We start from the raw sequence: 17,500 nt of genomic DNA on the forward strand, positions 1-17,500 counted from the left end.
AGGTTGATATTCCTGTACCACCTCCCCGCCGTTTGAGTAATGGGGGGACGCAGTAGGATAGGGTAAGCGCGCTGCTGGATATGCGCGTTCAAGCAGTTAGGCTGATGAGTAGGCAAATCCGCTCATCATAAAGGCTGAGCTGTGATGACGAGGGAATTATAGTACCGAAGTTCCTGATTCCACACTGCCAAGAAAAGCCTCTAGCGAGGCGGGAGGTGCCCGTACCGCAAACCGACACAGGTAGGCGAGGAGAGAATCCTAAGGTGATCGAGAGAACTCTCGTTAAGGAACTCGGCAAAATGACCCCGTAACTTCGGGAGAAGGGGTGCTCTGGTAGGGTGTATAGCCCGAGAGAGCCGCAGTGAATAGGCCCAGGCGACTGTTTAGCAAAAACACAGGTCTCTGCGAAGCCGCAAGGCGAAGTATAGGGGCTGACGCCTGCCCGGTGCTGGAAGGTTAAGAGGAGGGGTTATCCTTTGGGAGAAGCTCTGAATCGAAGCCCCAGTAAACGGCGGCCGTAACTATAACGGTCCTAAGGTAGCGAAATTCCTTGTCGGGTAAGTTCCGACCCGCACGAAAGGCGTAACGATCTGGGCACTGTCTCAACGAGAGACTCGGTGAAATTATAGTACCTGTGAAGATGCAGGTTACCCGCGACAGGACGGAAAGACCCCGTGGAGCTTTACTGTAGCCTGATATTGAATTTTGGTACAGCTTGTACAGGATAGGTAGGAGCCTGAGAAGCCGGAGCGCTAGCTTCGGTGGAGGCGTCGGTGGGATACTACCCTGGCTGTATTGAAATTCTAACCCGCGGCCCTGATCGGGCCGGGAGACAGTGTCAGGTGGGCAGTTTGACTGGGGCGGTCGCCTCCTAAAATGTAACGGAGGCGCCCAAAGGTTCCCTCAGAATGGTTGGAAATCATTCGTAGAGTGTAAAGGCACAAGGGAGCTTGACTGCGAGACCTACAAGTCGAGCAGGGACGAAAGTCGGGCTTAGTGATCCGGTGGTTCCGCATGGAAGGGCCATCGCTCAACGGATAAAAGCTACCCCGGGGATAACAGGCTTATCTCCCCCAAGAGTCCACATCGACGGGGAGGTTTGGCACCTCGATGTCGGCTCATCGCATCCTGGGGCTGTAGTCGGTCCCAAGGGTTGGGCTGTTCGCCCATTAAAGCGGTACGCGAGCTGGGTTCAGAACGTCGTGAGACAGTTCGGTCCCTATCCGTCGTGGGCGTAGGAAATTTGAGAGGAGCTGTCCTTAGTACGAGAGGACCGGGATGGACACACCGCTGGTGTACCAGTTGTCTTGCCAAAGGCATCGCTGGGTAGCTATGTGTGGACGGGATAAGTGCTGAAAGCATCTAAGCATGAAGCCCCCCTCAAGATGAGATTTCCCATAGCGCAAGCTAGTAAGATCCCTGAAAGATGATCAGGTTGATAGGTCAGAGGTGGAAGCGTGGCGACATGTGTAGCTGACTGATACTAATCGATCGAGGACTTAACCAAACTTTAAAAGCGTAAGCTTTACTCAGCAAACTGTTACCTAGTTTTGAGAGAGCAATCTCTTGTCTGGTGGCGATAGCGAAGAGGTCACACCCGTTCCCATACCGAACACGGAAGTTAAGCTCTTTAGCGCCAATGGTAGTTGGGACTTTGTCCCTGTGAGAGTAGGACGTTGCCAGGCACTTGAAAAAAGACTAGCTATTTTAGCTAGTCTTTTTTTGTATGTTCATTTAAGTAACAAGAAATTAAGTAAGGAATCTTTTGAGCCGTAACCTCAAGGAATCTCAAGATAAATGGGTAATCTTTCGAAGAGTATGTATGCAATAATTCATACCACCACTCTGTTTCATAACGTGAAATCATACTTAAATTATAAAGTAATAAGTAATGTGCCAACATCTCAGGGAAATATAAGCAGCTATCTTTTTCCAACGGTGCATGCAGTGTGTTATCTTGGAAATTGTACATAAAAGGTGAACAATTATATAAACAGTTTGAAGGGTCAAGAATACGTACCTGATCTTCTGACAGAGACAATGATAGGCGGGAACGCTCTTTTAAAAAAGAGTAGAGCCTTTCGTGATTCATATGATAACACCGTGTAACTTGTTCAGGAATAGACAAAGAGGTAGCTGGAAGCGATCCAATAGTTGTTAAATGGGAAAATGACCTAGTACCCAAATTTAAAAATAATGTATCTAATTCCGGTACGCACGATAACAGGTAATTCATTGTATATTTACTACCTTCCAGTTGTTTCACATGAAACAATTCTTCTCCTACTTGCGAAAACAAACCGCTTTTTTGGATCTTAACTTCATCATCTAAAAAATCATAACTTTGTTTTTTTCTTTTTCGTGTTGATACTCCATGTGCTAATACCGCCGTATTTTCTGGATATACGGGGTTTTGTGTTAACAAACAGGCTTTTAACAGCTGTGACATTCCATAAAATAATAAAACTGGTTGAACTGATACAGGAGATTGTGCCGCAACTTGATAATAATTTTTACTGTGTTCCAAATAATAAATAAAGGGGTAACTGTTTTTAAAGCTATGTTGCTCTGCATCGCTATAATTCAATTTTTGATAGCGCTTTTTTAAAAAGTCTTGTACAAAAGGAACGGAGAAAAATAAATTGTAGGACGTCCAAACATCATTAAATTTATGCAACTAAATCACCTTTTCTTTTTATTAGAATTATCTGATATCTAGTGAAGTTATTGACAGGTACATATCTGCTTGTTAATCTACTAATAATATTCTGTCGTTTAAAGGAGGATTCTATAATGTGGGAAAGCAAATTTTCTAAAGAAGGCTTAACATTTGATGACGTTTTACTGGTGCCAGCAAAATCTGAGGTACTACCTAAAGACGTTGATATGAGTGTTGAACTAACAAAAACATTAAAATTAAAGGTGCCGTTCATCAGTGCAGGAATGGATACAGTTACCGAAGCTGAAATGGCTATCGCGATGGCTAGACAAGGTGGCTTAGGTATCATTCACAAAAACATGTCGATTGAACAGCAAGCAGAACAAGTTGATAAAGTAAAACGTTCTGAAAGTGGTGTTATCACGGATCCTTTCTTTTTAACTCCTGAAAATCAAGTATTTGCTGCTGAACATTTAATGGGCAAATATCGTATCTCAGGTGTTCCAATTGTCAACAACGAAGAAGAACAAAAGCTAGTTGGAATTCTTACAAACCGCGACTTGCGTTTCATCCAAGATTATTCAATGCAAATTGCTGATGTAATGACAAAAGAAGAATTAGTTACTGCTCCAGTAGGAACGACTTTAGAAGAAGCAGAAAAAATTCTACAGCAATACAAAATTGAAAAGTTACCTCTTGTAGATGACAATGGCGTATTAAAAGGTCTTATTACGATTAAAGACATTGAAAAAGTAATTGAGTTTCCAAATGCAGCTAAGGACCAACAAGGTCGCTTATTAGTTGGAGCAGCTGTTGGCGTAACGGCTGATTCAAATGTTCGTATCGAAAAATTAGTACAAGCTGGCGTTGATGTTATCGTTATTGATACAGCGCATGGACATTCACAAGGCGTTTTAGATACGGTTCGCAGCATTCGTGAAGCATATCCAGAATTAAATATTATCGCTGGTAACGTAGCAACTGCTGAAGGTACAAAAGCATTAATTGAAGCGGGAGCAAACGTAGTAAAAGTAGGAATTGGACCTGGTTCAATTTGTACAACTCGTGTTGTAGCTGGTGTAGGCGTTCCACAAATTACAGCAGTATATGACTGTGCAACTGAAGCTCGTAAGCACGGTGTAGCTATTATCGCAGATGGTGGTATTAAATACTCTGGAGATATCGTAAAAGCACTTGCAGCTGGTGGACATACAGTAATGCTAGGAAGCCTTTTAGCAGGAACGACAGAAAGTCCTGGAGAAACAGAAATCTACCAAGGTAGACGTTTTAAAGTTTACCGTGGAATGGGCTCTGTAGGAGCTATGGAAAAAGGAAGTAAAGATCGATACTTCCAAGAAGATAATAAAAAATTAGTTCCGGAAGGTATTGAAGGTCGTTTACCTTACAAAGGACCTGTAGCAGATACTTTATACCAAATGATTGGTGGTTTACGCGCAGGGATGGGTTACTGTGGTTCAGCTAACTTAGAAGCGTTACGTGAACAGGCACAATTCATTCGTATGACTGGAGCAGGTTTAAGAGAAAGTCACCCACATGATGTACAAATTACAAAAGAATCTCCTAACTATTCTATGAGATAATCATGAATGTTTAAAAAACACGTTTCCCTATTAGGGAAACGTGTTTTTTATGTCGTTAATCATGAATGTAACAGTACTTCTTTATCTATTTTTTTAAATTTTAGTATGATAAAATTACATTTATGTGAGTTTACGTTTGGAGGGTATAGAGTGAGAAACGCAGTACAGAAACAATTAATTTGTGTCATTGCTGTTATGTTAATGGCCAGCGTATTTTTTGTCTCTACACAAGCATCAGCTGCTCCTAAAACAGATGATATTGGCGTTGAAGCAGATGCAGCGATCTTAGTAGAGGCAAGTACGGGGAAAGTATTATACGGGAAAAATACGGATGCTTTATTAGGTATTGCAAGCATGACAAAAATGATGACAGAATACCTAGTATTAGAATCGATAAAAGATAAGAAATTATCTTGGGATCAACGTGTGCCAGTTAGTAAATATGCAGCTAAAATTTCTCAGGATTATGGATTATCAAATGTACCGTTAATTGAAAACCAAAAATACACGGTGAAAGAATTATATGATGCCATGGCTATTTATTCGGCTAATGGAGCTGCAATTGCTTTAGCTGAAGCTGTCAGTGGTTCTGAAGAAGGTTTTATTAAGTTAATGAATGAAACGGCAAAAAGATTAAATATGGGTGAATCAAAATTTGTCAATTCTACAGGTCTTTCTAATTCTTTGCTAAAAGGAATGTATCCAAAAGGAACGAAGGAAGAAGATGAGAACCTTCTATCGGCTCGGGCAGTTGCTACCCTTGCTTATCACTTAATTCATGATTATCCAGAATCTTTGGAAGTAGCTAAAACTCCTTCTAAGATGTTTAGACAAGGGCAACAAGGCGAAACAAAAATGAACAATTGGAATAAGATGCTCCCAGGTTTTTCAGCTGCCTACAGCGGCGTAGACGGCTTAAAAACTGGTCATACAGATTTTGCAGGTCAATGTTTCACTGGAACTGCAGAGCGTAACGGGGTAAGATACATAACAGTTGTAATGAATGCCAAGGAAAACGGCAAGTCTACGGAAGCTGCTCGTTTCTCTCAAACGAAAAAGATATTGGATTATGCTTTTAGTCATTTTCAGTTAAAAGAAGTAGTGCCTGCTAACGGTGAGATTAAAGGGCATGAAACAATTGATGTTGCTAAAGGAAAATCAAAAGAAGCTTCCGTTTCTCCAAAGAATTCGGTAAAGATTATTACTGAAAAAGGTCAAAAAGATCATACTAAAATCAACTTTAAGTTAAACGATAAAGTTATGAACGATCAAAAAGTTGTTGCTTCTATTAAAAAAGGAGAAACAGTTGCTTATGTAAGTGCAACAAACAGCAATCTCAAAGATCTAGGCTATGTAGGAGGTCAAACTACAGATAGCATGACGCCGGTTGTGACAAACGAATCTGTTGAAAAAGCTGGATGGTTCTCTCTCGCTATCCGCAGTATTGGCAACTTCTTCAGCGATATTTGGATGAATGCTGCAAATACAGTAGATAATTGGTTTTAATGATAACTCAAGAGAAAGAAGAGATACTACAAGAGAGTATCTCTTCTTTTTATTTTTAGATTTGTTTATATATAATCTATAAATTAGATAGGAATTTTCCGAAAAATGCGGTAAAATAGACACTAAGTTTTGAATTTTGTATATACACTAAAAATTATTGTGAAACACTTGATACAGGAGGAAGACAAACATGAATAACATTACAGGTACTGATCGTGTAAAACGAGGAATGGCGGAAATGCAAAAAGGTGGCGTCATCATGGACGTTATCAATGCAGAGCAAGCAAAAATTGCAGAAGCAGCAGGCGCTGTTGCTGTTATGGCGTTAGAGCGTGTTCCAGCCGATATCCGTGCAGCAGGCGGCGTGTCTCGTATGGCAGACCCAACAATTGTTGAAGAAGTGATGAATGCTGTGTCCATTCCAGTTATGGCAAAAGCTCGTATTGGCCATATTGTTGAAGCACGCGTGCTAGAAGCGATGGGTGTAGACTACATCGATGAAAGTGAAGTGTTGACTCCAGCTGATGAGGAGTTTCATTTAAATAAAAATACATTTACGGTTCCATTTGTGTGCGGTTGCCGTGATCTTGGGGAAGCATCTCGTCGTATTGCTGAAGGAGCTGCAATGCTTCGTACAAAGGGCGAACCAGGGACAGGAAACATCGTAGAAGCAGTACGTCATATGCGTCAAGTAAACGCTCAAGTACGTAAAGTTGTGGGCATGGACGAAGATGAGTTAATGACAGAAGCTAAACTATTAGGCGCACCTTATGAGTTATTACTGCAAATTAAACGTGAAGGTCGTTTACCAGTTGTAAACTTTGCAGCAGGCGGTGTAGCAACACCAGCAGATGCAGCGTTAATGATGCAGCTTGGAGCAGACGGCGTGTTCGTTGGATCAGGAATCTTCAAATCAGACAACCCTGAAAAGTTTGCACGTGCAATCGTGGAAGCAACAACACATTATCAAGATTATGAGCTTATTGCAAACTTATCAAAAGGGTTAGGAAGTGCAATGAAAGGGATTGAAATTTCATCATTATTACCAGAAAACCGCATGCAAGAGCGTGGATGGTAATTTAAAGGGAGTTTTGACAAAATGGTAAAAGTAGGCGTGTTAGGATTACAAGGTGCCTTTCGCGAGCATGCACAAGCATTAGAAGCAGCAGGCGCTGAAGCCATTATCATAAAAAAAGTTGAACAGTTAAACGAAATAGATGGTTTAATCCTACCGGGCGGCGAAAGCACAGCAATGCGTCGTCTGATCGACAAATATGACTTTATGGAACCTCTTCGCCAGTTTGCACAAGCAGGTAAACCGGTATTTGGTACGTGTGCGGGTTTAATTTTACTCGCAGGACAAGTCGTTGACCGTGAAGAGCCCCATTTAGGTGTTATGGATATTACGGTAGCTCGCAACTCGTTTGGGCGTCAACGGGATAGCTTTGAAGCTGCCTTAAATATTAAAGATATCGGTGAAGATTTTATAGGCGTATTTATCCGTGCTCCGCATATTGTAGAAGTAGGAGAAAACGTTGAAGTCTTAGCCATGCATAACGACCGAATTGTTGCGGCAAGACAAGGTCAATTCTTGGGATGTTCGTTTCATCCAGAATTGACAGATGATGCTCGCATGGCGCAGTATTTTGTAGCAATGGTTGAAGAAGCTTCAAAAAAACCTGTATAAATGAATTGCATCTTGTAAAGACTTGTAGTACATTATGATTAATAAAAATGATATTGGTATAAAGCGTTGATAGGAAATAGTAATAAGATTTTTGATTTCAAGAGAGTCGATGGCTGGTGTGAATCGATAATCAATTCTTATGAATCCGTCCTGGAGCAAGCTGTCGAAAAAGTAGTAGGCAGTTTCGGTTCATCCGTTATCTGGTTTAAGAGGAAGGCTTATTTTAGCTTTCAATTAGGGTGGCAACGCGGGTAAACTCTCGTCCCTTTCATGGGGATGAGAGTTTTTATTTTGCCCTTTTATACTAAAGGAGGTACTAAGTATGTTAGATTTAAAATTTTTACGTGCTAATTTTAATGAAGTAAAAGAAAAGCTCAAGTTTCGTGGTGAGGACTTAACGGACTTAGGTCGCTTTGAAGAGTTAGATGCAAAACGCCGTGAGCTAATTGCTCAAACAGAAGAGTTAAAAAGCAAGCGAAATGAAGTATCACAGCAAATTGCACAATTGAAGCGTGAAAAACAAGATGCTGATCATTTAATCGTTGAAATGCGTGAAGTAGGAGATCGCGTAAAGCAATTGGATGAAGAGCTTCGCAGCGTTGAAGAAGAATTAGAACTATTGCTGCTTTCAATTCCTAACGTTCCACATGAAAGTACGCCTGTAGGTGAAACTGAAGATGATAACGTAGAAGTTCGCAAATGGGGAGAAATTAAACAATTTGATTTTGAACCAAAACCGCATTGGGATTTAGGAACAGATTTAAATATTTTAGATTTTGAAAGAGCTTCGAAAGTAACGGGAAGCCGCTTTGTATTTTATAAAGGGTTAGGTGCAAGATTAGAACGTGCTCTTATTAACTTTATGATGGATTTACATATGGATGAGCATGGTTATGAAGAAATCCTTCCTCCATATATGGTGAATCGCACAAGCATGACAGGAACAGGGCAGCTTCCTAAATTTGAAGAAGATGCATTCAAGATTAAAGAAGAAGATTATTTCTTAATTCCTACAGCTGAAGTACCAGTTACAAATTTACATCGTGATGAAATTTTAAGCGGAGATCAGCTTCCAATTGCTTATACAGCTTATAGTGCTTGCTTCCGCTCAGAAGCAGGCTCTGCAGGAAGAGATACACGTGGTCTTATTCGTCAGCATCAGTTTAATAAAGTAGAACTTGTTCGCTTTGTTAAGCCAGAAGATTCTTATGATGAATTAGAAAAATTAACGGGCCATGCTGAAAAGGTTCTTCAACTATTAGGTTTACCTTACCGAGTTCTAAGCATGTGTACAGCTGACTTAGGTTTCACAGCAGCCAAAAAGTATGATATTGAAGTTTGGATTCCAAGTTATGAAACGTATCGTGAAATTTCTTCTTGTTCAAACTTTGAAAGCTTCCAAGCTCGCCGTGCTAATATTCGCTTCCGCCGTGATACAAAAGCAAAACCAGAGCATGTTCATACATTAAATGGTTCTGGTTTAGCAATTGGCCGTACGGTAGCTGCAATTTTAGAAAACTACCAGCAGGAAGATGGATCAATTCAAATTCCAGAAGTGCTGCGTCCATATATGGGAAATAAAGAATTTATTTCTAAATAAAAGTAGAAGATGTTCATTAAGAATTAATTCTTAATGAACGTCTTTTTTAAAAAAAATCAATAAAAGAGTTGACTTCATTATTTGTATATGATAAATTAATACTTGTCGATACGGAGGAATACCCAAGTCCGGCTGAAGGGATCGGTCTTGAAAACCGACAGGGGTGTTAAAGCCCGCGGGGGTTCGAATCCCTCTTCCTCCGCCATATTTGACTTATAATGCAATTAACATAGCGCGATAAATTGGAGATTGGAAAACCGTTACTTATAAGTAACGGTTTTTTATTTGTTAAAAATGCCGCTTTAATAGATAAAGCGGCATTTTTTTATAGATGACGACGTTTTAGCTTTTCATTATGTTGTAAAAAGCGAGCCACTTTTTCAACAATTGATTCAATTGAATCAGGATCCTTGATAAGGTCGTATTCTCTAATATCTAAACGAAGAATAGGACAAGCCGTAAAGTTATTAATCCAGTCTTCGTATCGGGCGTGCATCTCTTTCCAATAATCAAGAGGCGTTTGTTGTTCCATTGGTCGCCCTCTTTCTTGAATGCGATCTACAATATCTTCGAAGCTGCCTTCCAAATAAATGAGCAGATCCGGATGAGGGAAATATGGAGTCATAACCATTGCATCGAACAAGCTTGTATATGTTTCATAGTCTACTTTAGACATCGTTCCTTTTTCAAAATGCATCTTAGCAAAGATACCGGTATCTTCGTAAATGGATCTGTCTTGGATGAAGCCGCCGCCATACTCGAAAATTTTCTTTTGTTCTTTAAAGCGTTCCGCTAGAAAATATACTTGTAGGTGGAAGCTCCAACGTTCAAAATCCCCATAAAATTTGTCCAAGTAAGGGTTGGAATCTACTTTTTCAAACGATGTGCGAAATTGGAGAGCATCAGCCAATGATTGAGTCATTGTAGATTTCCCAACTCCAACTGTACCCGCTATCGTCAACACAGCATCATTAGGAATGTTGTATTTCGATCGTAAGTTTACCATTACATACTCCTTTTTAACATACTCTCTTGAACCTCTGATAAGATTCTATTTAAGTGTTGTTTATTTTGTACAAAATCTATTTCATCACCGTCATAACGTAAAATGGTTACATCAGGGTTATTTTGTTCAAACGCCGTCATAGCTTTTTCATAATCATCACTTAGCCTCGCAAGGTAGTGAGGATCGATGTTTCGTTCAATTTCTCTTCCACGCATTTTAATACGCTTTAACAAGGTATCTAAACTGGCATTTAAATAAATAATGATGTTCGGAGCTGGCATATCAGCCGTTAAGATGTGGAAGATTTGTACATATTTTTTATACTGTTCATCTTTTAACGTTTGCTCAGCAAAAATCATGTTTTTCATAATATGATAATCTGCTACAACAGGTTTTTTATAAGATAAGAACCCTTTTTGAATATCCTCCAACTGCTTATATCGATTACATAGAAAAAACATTTCGGTTTGAAAACTCCACTCGTTGATATTTTCATAAAATTTCCCGAGAAATGGATTTTCATCTACGATTTCTTTTAAAATTTCGAATTGAAATGCTTGTGCAATCTCTTTAGCTAGAGAGGTTTTTCCGACACCGATGGGTCCTTCTACTGAAATAAAAGGTGTGCCTTGCATTCATTTGCCTCCTTCATGACCACTCGTTCAAAAAAAACAGACAAAAAATATTTTAACATAGAGAAGGAGAATAAGGGGAAAAGAAATTTCTTTCAGTAAGAAGAATAACAAAAAGCCTACTGTTAACAGTAAGCTTTCCCTATTTATGGCTGTGTCACTCTTTTTGTAATTTTGAAGTTGTCTTCAATCAAGAGCCAGTTTTGCGGGAAATCTAAGCCTAGTTTCCAGTAAGCCATTCCTCTAAGTTTTAATTCTTTGATTAAATCAAACTTGGCCTGAATAGACCTAGCGTCTTCAAACCATACTTCGTGGGTGCGCTGCTGTTCATCTTTATACCGGAAGAAAGGAGCTTGTGCTTTATTGTCGTATTGAATAGCTACTTTATAGCGAGCTGCCAACTCAATAGCTCGTTGAGGACTAATGGCTTTGGCATATTCTCCTCCTGGTTTGTAAGGAAGTGTCCAATCGTAACCGTATAGGTTTTGACCCATGATAATTTTTGAACTAGGTATTTCAGATACTGCATATTCTAAAACATCACGTACGGGACCAATAGGAGAGACGGCCATAGGAGGCCCACCGCTATATCCCCATTCGTATGTCATCGGAACAACGAAGTTAGCAATCTCTCCAATGGCTTTATAATCATGTGCTTCATACCATTTGCCTTTTTGATCTCGACTTGTCTTCGGAGCTAAAGCGACAGACATAAGAAGTTGCTCATCTTGAAGACGCTTTTTTGCTTTCTGTAAAAATGCAATATAGGCTTCTTTATCTGCCGGACGCAAAAATTCGAAGTCAAAGTGAATGTCTCTGAAATTTTGTTCTTTCGCTGTTTTTACAATATTATTTAAGAGCGTATCTTGAACGTCTTTATTAGTTAAAATTGCTCGGCCGACTTCGTCACTGAATGCGCCGTTTTCAATATTAGCCAATACCATTAAGAAAATGACGTCATTTTCTTTAGCGATAGAACCTAAATTGTTAAGTGGAGGTGCCTTTAGAGAACCGTCTTTTTGCACTTCGAAGTTCGCTGGCCCGAGATAAGTAAGGTATTTTGCATTTTGATTAATCATTTTCTCTGTTTGAGGAGTGATTTTTCGATTGCTTGTTTCAACATATCCTAAAAACTCACCGTTTCTTTTGTTCGGGGAAGGGGGAATTAAGATACGGCGACCAGGTGTTAAGGGTGCTGTAACTGAAACATTGTTCGCATTGGCAATAGCCTGATAGCTAACGCCTAATTTTCTTCCTATCTTCCATATAGTGTCCCCAGCTTTTACTGTGTAGTAAGTACCGTTGATTGGAATAACCATAGATTGCCCGATGACGAGTTGATTTGGATTAGGTAATTCATTTGCTCTTATAATTTTCCCTGCGTCAATGCGGAACTGTTTTGCAATACTATATATACTGTCACCTGCTTTAACAGTGTAAATTTGCATAATAAAAAGCCTCCATTTCATATGACTTACTTCCATCATATGAGAAGGCTTTTTACTTAATTCATCAACTCGGTATGTTTGCAAATACGAGCATTTAATACGTTATGCATCATTCTCAAAGCAAAGGTATTGTCTTCATCTGCGTTTGAAGCAATACAATCTTCAGGCACAATTAAGTTATACTCACGCATATAAGCATCGTTGGCTGAAAAAAGCACGCATATATTTCCCGCAATTCCTGTTAAAATAAGTGTATGCACATCGAGCTGTGATAGCAAAATATTTAAAGCTGTGCCATAGAAGATAGAATGCTTTGGTTTAATTAAGAAGTAATCAGCGTTTTGTGGTGAAATATGATATAGAACGGGTGAACTTACCTCATTTGTACAGTGTGTTAAAATGGTTTCTAAGTTCGCCTGCCATAGCTTATAGTGGTCATTCACATAGATAATAGGGATATGTTGAGACGATGCGTACTGTTTTAACTGGGCGATGTTTTGAGCAATTGTTAAAGATTTTTCAGCAAGTATTTTGCCGTTTTTAAATTGAAAATCGTTTAGCATATCAATAATAATTAAAGCAGTTTTAGCTTTCTTCACACAAGGTCTCTCCTTTTCCTGATGTACATAGTAAGTAGTTTGACTCAGAAAAAATATAATATGTAAGGTTGGATAAAAAGTGTTAAATGATGAAAAGTATATGAGGTTGGCAATCGATGAAGCATTAAAAGCCAAAGATAAATTAGAGGTTCCCATTGGAGCAGTTATTGTTCAAAATGATGAGGTGATTGCTTCAGCTTATAACTTACGAGAAACAGAACAGCGATCAGTTGCTCATGCGGAACTTTTAGCAATTGATGAAGCATGTAAGAAACTAGGAACATGGAGATTGGAAGACGCTACGTTATATGTCACCTTAGAACCTTGTCCGATGTGTGCTGGTGCTATCGTATTATCAAGAGTAAAAAGAGTTGTGTTTGGCGCTTATGACCCTAAAGGTGGCTGCGCGGGAACATTGTTAAACTTATTAGAGTTTGAAAAGTTTAATCATCAAGCAGAAGTAGTAGGAGGTATGCTAGAAGAAGAATGCGGGAACCTCTTAACAACCTTTTTTCGTGAGTTGCGCCAACGAAAAAAGGCTGGAAAATAGAGCTAAAAAAGTAAGTTTTCTATAGCGGTTGCATTTTTGAATGAAAAGACGTATACTTGTAAATGCATCAACTTGATGCCCAAACTATTGGTTTCAACTTTGCCGTGCTAAGCGGGGAGGTAGCGGTGCCCTGTACTCGCAATCCGCTCTAGCGAGGCCGAATTCCTTCTTGAGGTTAGCTCATCTTAGGGCCTGCCTTAAGTAAGTGGTGTTGACGTTTGGGTCCTATGCAATGGGAATCTGTGAACCCTGTCAGGTCCGGAAGGAAGCAGCAGTAAGCAGAACCTCTCATGTGCCATGGGGTCGCCTGAACCGAGCTAACTGCTTAAGTAACGCCTGGGGTGGCTAATCGACGGAAGGTGCACGGCAGTTATATACATAAGTTTAGTCTACTCTGTTGGAGTAGGCTTTTTATTTTATCTCTCACTATTTTGAAAAAAAGCCTTATAATACGCTATAATGATAACTAATGAATTATATTAAAAGGAGAGGATGTAGTGGCATATCAGGCTCTGTACCGTGTATACCGTCCTCAAAGCTTTAACGACGTAGTCGGTCAACAACATATTATCAAAACACTTCAAAATGCCCTTGTCCAAGAGAAATTTTCGCATGCGTATTTATTTTCTGGGCCTCGAGGGACAGGAAAGACAACAGCTGCTAAAATTTTAGCGAAAGCCGTTAACTGTGAAAAAGCACCCATTGCTGAACCTTGTAATGAATGTGCAACTTGTCGGGGGATTACTGATGGTTCTATTTCTGATGTAATTGAAATTGATGCAGCCTCTAATAATGGAGTCGATGAAATTCGAGATATCCGTGATAAAGTAAAATATGCACCTAGTGCTGTTCGATACAAAGTGTACATTATTGATGAAGTTCATATGCTTTCAATTGGAGCTTTTAACGCTTTGTTAAAAACGTTGGAAGAACCTCCTGCACATGTTATCTTTATTTTAGCTACAACAGAGCCGCATAAAATTCCATTAACGATTATCTCTAGATGCCAGCGCTTTGATTTCAAACGCATTTCGCCAGAAGATATCGTATATCGAATGAAGGAAGTATTAGGTTCTGAAGAGCTAGAAGTAAGCGAGGATGCTCTTTACGAAATTGCGAAAGCTTCAGAAGGCGGCATGCGTGATGCACTTAGTCTTTTAGACCAAGCCATCTCGTATAGTACGGAGAAGGTGAGCTTAGAGGATGTTCTATCTATAACAGGAGCAGTATCACAGGCTTTTATTGTGAAGATCGTCCAAGCTATCTTTAACGAAAACATTGTAGAAGCGCTAGACTCTGTTGAAAGTTTGATCAAAAACGGAAAAGACCCAGCGAGGTTTGTAGAGGACCTCATCTTCTATTATCGTGATGTTCTGCTTTATCAAGCTTCTGAAGAAAATGCATATTTACTTGAAAAAGCAGCGGTTAACGAAGAGTTTAAAGAACTCAGTTCAAAAATGGATAGTGCCTTTATTTATAAAGTCATTGCTGAATTGAACCAAACTCAGCAAGAGATGAAATGGAGCAATCATCCTCGAGTGCTACTTGAAGTAGCTTTAGTAAAATTAGCTCAAAGTTCTACAAATCAAGAGAGTGACCTTCCATATCAAGACATTTTGCAAAAAATGAATCAAATGGAAGCAGAACTGCAGCAGTTAAAAGAAAAAGGCATTCAAGTTGATCATACAGCTCAGGCAGCGCAAACAGAGAAAAAACAGACAAGACAGTCAAGAAGTCAGTATAAAACGCCTGTTGGGAAGGTAAATGAAGTTTTAAAAAATGCCACTCGGCAGAATTTAGAAACGATTAAGCGATCTTGGGCGCAGGTGTTAGACACATTGAAACAACAAAATAAAGCTTCACATGCAGCGTTGTTATCTAACAGTGAACCAGTTGCGTCTTCAGATCAATCATTTATACTAAAATTTAAATATGAAATTCATTGCAAAATGGCTTCTGAAAATAACAACAATGTACGTGATAATTTAGAGAATATCTTATATACTTTAATTGGCAGCAAGCGTGAAATGGTTGCAATTCCAGAAAGCGAATGGGATAAAGTAAGAGAAGAGTTTCTTCAAGGACAGCAAAGTGATGGGGCATCAGGTCAACCACAGGAGGAAGACCCTGTGGTTGCAGAAGCGAAAAAGCTATTTGGAGAAGACTTAATCGAAATTCAAGAGTAAATTTAGGAGGAATGTTCATATGATGAAAGGCATGGGCAATATGCAAAAAATGATGAAACAAATGCAAAAAATGCAAAAAGATATGCAAAAAGCGCAGGAAGAGTTAGCTGAAAAAACTGTTGAAGGTACAGCTGGCGGCGGAATGGTAACAGTTGTAGTTAACGGTCAGAAACAAGTAATTGATGTAAATATTAAAGAGGATGTAGTAGATCCTGAAGATATTGAAATGCTACAAGATTTAGTACTAGCAGCAACAAATGACGCATTAAAACAAATGGACGATTTAACAAATAACACAATGGGTCAATTTACAAAAGGTTTAAATATTCCAGGACTTTAATAAGGTGGTTGCCACGTGCATTATCCAGAACCAATATCAAAGCTTATAGATAGTTTTATGAAGTTACCCGGCATTGGTCCAAAAACAGCTGTTCGCTTAGCGTTCTTTGTTTTATCTATGAAAGAAGATACAGTATTAGATTTTGCAAAAGCATTAGTCAATGCAAAGCGAAATTTAACCTATTGTTCAGTTTGTGGGCATATCACAGATCAAGATCCTTGCTACATTTGTCAAGATCAGCGCAGAGAGCGAAGTGTGGTATGTGTCGTGCAAGACCCTAAAGATGTCATTGCAATGGAGAAAATGAAAGAATATAACGGCTTGTATCATGTCCTGCATGGCGCAATTTCACCTATGGAAGGAATAGGGCCTGAAGATATCAAAGTACCAGAGTTATTAAAAAGACTTCAAGATGATGAAATTCAAGAAGTGATTTTAGCTACTAACCCGAATATAGAGGGCGAAGCTACAGCTATGTATATCTCTAGGCTCTTAAAGCCGACAGGAATTAAAATTACTAGAATTGCTCATGGGTTACCCGTTGGAGGAGATCTTGAGTACGCAGACGAAGTAACATTATCTAAAGCCCTAGAAGGTAGAAGAGAAGTATAACGAGGTACTTTCATATGTTTTTTAAAAGAAAAGGTTGGTTACGCAAAGAGTACGATGATGAATTTGTGAAGACTTTTATGCAAGTAAAGCAGGAATGGAGTCACAAAACTTCAATGGTAGAAAGAAGTGTAGATCCTTCAGAAGAGGTAATGGTAGATATTCGCTTAGCTAAAATGAAGTATCTTTTTCTATTAAAAGAAGCCAAGCAACGAAATATTTCAATTAACAGGATGTCATAGAGGCATCCTGTTTTGTTGTCTTTATAAAATAAGGATTTCTCTCCGTGAAATAGTGCTTTTTTTGAATGCTTGGACATACATATAAGGTAACTTATCTGCTTTAAGAAGGAGGCAACATGCTAAATCATCCCATTGTAGTTGTGTCTTTTTTAATAGGACTAATCATTCTACTCTTAGTAACAGGTGGTGTTGAAAAAATGCTTCGAGTCATTGGAAATTTATCGATTAAGTTGATTATTGGTGTTCTGCTGCTTTTCTTTATTAACATCTTTGGCGTACAGTTCGGTATTCATATCCCTATTAATTTCCCCACAGCCATTGTTTCAGCTATTTTAGGTATTCCAGGAATAGCTGCCTTACTTGTTATTAATAATTTCATATTATAATTTGGAAGAATATCCAAAATAAAAGTTTTCTGGAATCTTTTCGAGAAAACTTTTATTTTTTTTGAAAAAGTTGTTGACCAGTAAGTTATCAGATGTTATATTTATATACGTCGCTAAGACAGTAACGAAAAATAACTCGAAAATAACTTAAAGAAAAAAGTTGTTGACAAGTTATTCTTAAGGTGGTAAGATAAGAAAGTCGCCTTGAGACAAGAGTTCTTTGAAAACTGAACGAAATAGTAAACGTCAACGTTAATTTTTATTTTTTAAATGAGCAAGTCAAACATTTCTTCGGAGAGTTTGATCCTGGCTCAGGATGAACGCTGGCGGCGTGCCTAATACATGCAAGTCGAGCGAACTGATTAGAAGCTTGCTTCTATGACGTTAGCGGCGGACGGGTGAGTAACACGTGGGCAACCTGCCTGTAAGACTGGGATAACTTCGGGAAA

16 protein-coding genes, 1 tRNA gene, 3 rRNA genes, 1 other RNA gene and 1 other annotated feature (2 of these 22 only partly in view) are annotated in these 17,500 nt (G+C 39.1%); of the genes, 16 read left to right on the plus strand and 5 right to left on the minus strand.

Annotated elements, in window-relative coordinates; translation table 11 throughout:
• Both U9R83_RS00050 and rrf read left to right on the plus strand, forming a co-directional pair.
• Positions 1–1,507 (plus strand): 23S ribosomal RNA (locus tag U9R83_RS00050); it begins 1,429 nt to the left of the window's first position.
• Positions 1,508–1,569: 62 nt separating this feature from the next.
• Positions 1,570–1,685 (plus strand): 5S ribosomal RNA (rrf, locus tag U9R83_RS00055).
• A gap of 26 nt (positions 1,686–1,711) precedes the next feature.
• Here rrf and U9R83_RS00060 read toward each other — a convergent pair.
• Positions 1,712–2,677: a YaaC family protein gene (locus U9R83_RS00060; protein WP_014461950.1), complete on the minus strand. Its 966-nt coding sequence runs from the start codon at positions 2,675–2,677 to the stop codon at positions 1,712–1,714.
• A gap of 116 nt (positions 2,678–2,793) precedes the next feature.
• Here U9R83_RS00060 and guaB point away from each other — a divergent pair, with 116 nt between their 5' ends.
• From guaB to U9R83_RS00090, 6 genes are all read left to right on the plus strand, one after another.
• On the plus strand, positions 2,794–4,260 hold the full coding sequence (gene guaB / locus U9R83_RS00065; protein ID WP_013054827.1) for an IMP dehydrogenase: 1,467 nt from the start codon (positions 2,794–2,796) through the stop codon (positions 4,258–4,260).
• A gap of 150 nt (positions 4,261–4,410) precedes the next feature.
• Positions 4,411–5,766 (plus strand): serine hydrolase, encoded by a 1,356-nt coding sequence (locus U9R83_RS00070; protein WP_243550112.1) that lies wholly within the window; start codon positions 4,411–4,413, stop codon positions 5,764–5,766.
• Positions 5,767–5,956: 190 nt separating this feature from the next.
• The gene (pdxS, locus tag U9R83_RS00075) at positions 5,957–6,844 is read left to right on the plus strand and encodes a pyridoxal 5'-phosphate synthase lyase subunit PdxS (protein ID WP_013054829.1); all 888 of its coding nucleotides are present in this window, start codon (positions 5,957–5,959) and stop codon (positions 6,842–6,844) included.
• 21 nt (positions 6,845–6,865) lie between these two features.
• Entirely contained in the window at positions 6,866–7,453 is a 588-nt protein-coding gene (gene pdxT / locus U9R83_RS00080; RefSeq protein WP_013081320.1) for a pyridoxal 5'-phosphate synthase glutaminase subunit PdxT, read from the plus strand.
• A 57-nt stretch (positions 7,454–7,510) separates the two neighbouring features.
• Positions 7,511–7,723: a binding site (T-box leader), on the plus strand.
• 52 nt (positions 7,724–7,775) lie between these two features.
• Positions 7,776–9,053, plus strand: coding sequence for a serine--tRNA ligase (gene serS / locus U9R83_RS00085; RefSeq protein ID WP_013054831.1), 1,278 nt, complete (start codon positions 7,776–7,778; stop codon positions 9,051–9,053).
• Positions 9,054–9,165: 112 nt separating this feature from the next.
• A tRNA-Ser gene (locus U9R83_RS00090) sits at positions 9,166–9,258 on the plus strand.
• A 120-nt stretch (positions 9,259–9,378) separates the two neighbouring features.
• Here U9R83_RS00090 and U9R83_RS00095 read toward each other — a convergent pair.
• From U9R83_RS00095 to U9R83_RS00110, 4 genes are all read right to left on the minus strand, one after another.
• Positions 9,379–10,059, minus strand: coding sequence for a deoxynucleoside kinase (locus U9R83_RS00095; RefSeq protein ID WP_013054832.1), 681 nt, complete (start codon positions 10,057–10,059; stop codon positions 9,379–9,381).
• Positions 10,059–10,694: a deoxynucleoside kinase gene (locus U9R83_RS00100; RefSeq protein ID WP_028410386.1), complete on the minus strand. Its 636-nt coding sequence runs from the start codon at positions 10,692–10,694 to the stop codon at positions 10,059–10,061. The genes U9R83_RS00095 and U9R83_RS00100 overlap by 1 nt, the downstream gene beginning before the upstream one ends.
• Positions 10,695–10,837: 143 nt before the next feature.
• The gene (locus tag U9R83_RS00105; RefSeq protein ID WP_013081323.1) at positions 10,838–12,139 is read right to left on the minus strand and encodes a glycoside hydrolase family 18 protein; all 1,302 of its coding nucleotides are present in this window, start codon (positions 12,137–12,139) and stop codon (positions 10,838–10,840) included.
• A gap of 56 nt (positions 12,140–12,195) precedes the next feature.
• Positions 12,196–12,738 (minus strand): isochorismatase family cysteine hydrolase, encoded by a 543-nt coding sequence (locus U9R83_RS00110; protein ID WP_014461947.1) that lies wholly within the window; start codon positions 12,736–12,738, stop codon positions 12,196–12,198.
• A gap of 79 nt (positions 12,739–12,817) precedes the next feature.
• Between U9R83_RS00110 and tadA the strand changes: the two genes are divergently transcribed.
• The 8 genes from tadA to U9R83_RS00150 form a co-directional block, all read left to right on the plus strand.
• On the plus strand, positions 12,818–13,288 hold the full coding sequence (tadA, locus tag U9R83_RS00115; RefSeq protein WP_080564785.1) for a tRNA adenosine(34) deaminase TadA: 471 nt from the start codon (positions 12,818–12,820) through the stop codon (positions 13,286–13,288).
• Positions 13,289–13,390: 102 nt separating this feature from the next.
• Positions 13,391–13,655: signal recognition particle sRNA large type (gene ffs / locus U9R83_RS00120), an RNA gene on the plus strand.
• 130 nt (positions 13,656–13,785) lie between these two features.
• Positions 13,786–15,474, plus strand: a complete 1,689-nt coding sequence (gene dnaX / locus U9R83_RS00125) for a DNA polymerase III subunit gamma/tau (protein ID WP_014461945.1) — start codon at positions 13,786–13,788, stop codon at positions 15,472–15,474.
• 19 nt (positions 15,475–15,493) lie between these two features.
• Entirely contained in the window at positions 15,494–15,814 is a 321-nt protein-coding gene (locus tag U9R83_RS00130) for a YbaB/EbfC family nucleoid-associated protein (protein ID WP_013081327.1), read from the plus strand.
• 15 nt (positions 15,815–15,829) lie between these two features.
• Positions 15,830–16,426, plus strand: coding sequence for a recombination mediator RecR (gene recR, locus U9R83_RS00135; RefSeq protein WP_014461944.1), 597 nt, complete (start codon positions 15,830–15,832; stop codon positions 16,424–16,426).
• Between the two features lie 14 nt (positions 16,427–16,440).
• Positions 16,441–16,665: a YaaL family protein gene (locus U9R83_RS00140; RefSeq protein WP_014461943.1), complete on the plus strand. Its 225-nt coding sequence runs from the start codon at positions 16,441–16,443 to the stop codon at positions 16,663–16,665.
• Positions 16,666–16,781: 116 nt separating this feature from the next.
• Complete coding sequence (locus tag U9R83_RS00145) at positions 16,782–17,051, plus strand: pro-sigmaK processing inhibitor BofA family protein (protein ID WP_013081328.1); 270 nt, start codon at positions 16,782–16,784, stop codon at positions 17,049–17,051.
• Positions 17,052–17,339: 288 nt separating this feature from the next.
• Positions 17,340–17,500 (plus strand): 16S ribosomal RNA (locus U9R83_RS00150) (it continues 1,391 nt past the right edge of the window).

It is taken from the genome of Priestia sp. LL-8, assembly GCF_036227845.1.
Lineage (GTDB): Bacteria > Bacillota > Bacilli > Bacillales > Bacillaceae_H > Priestia > Priestia zanthoxyli.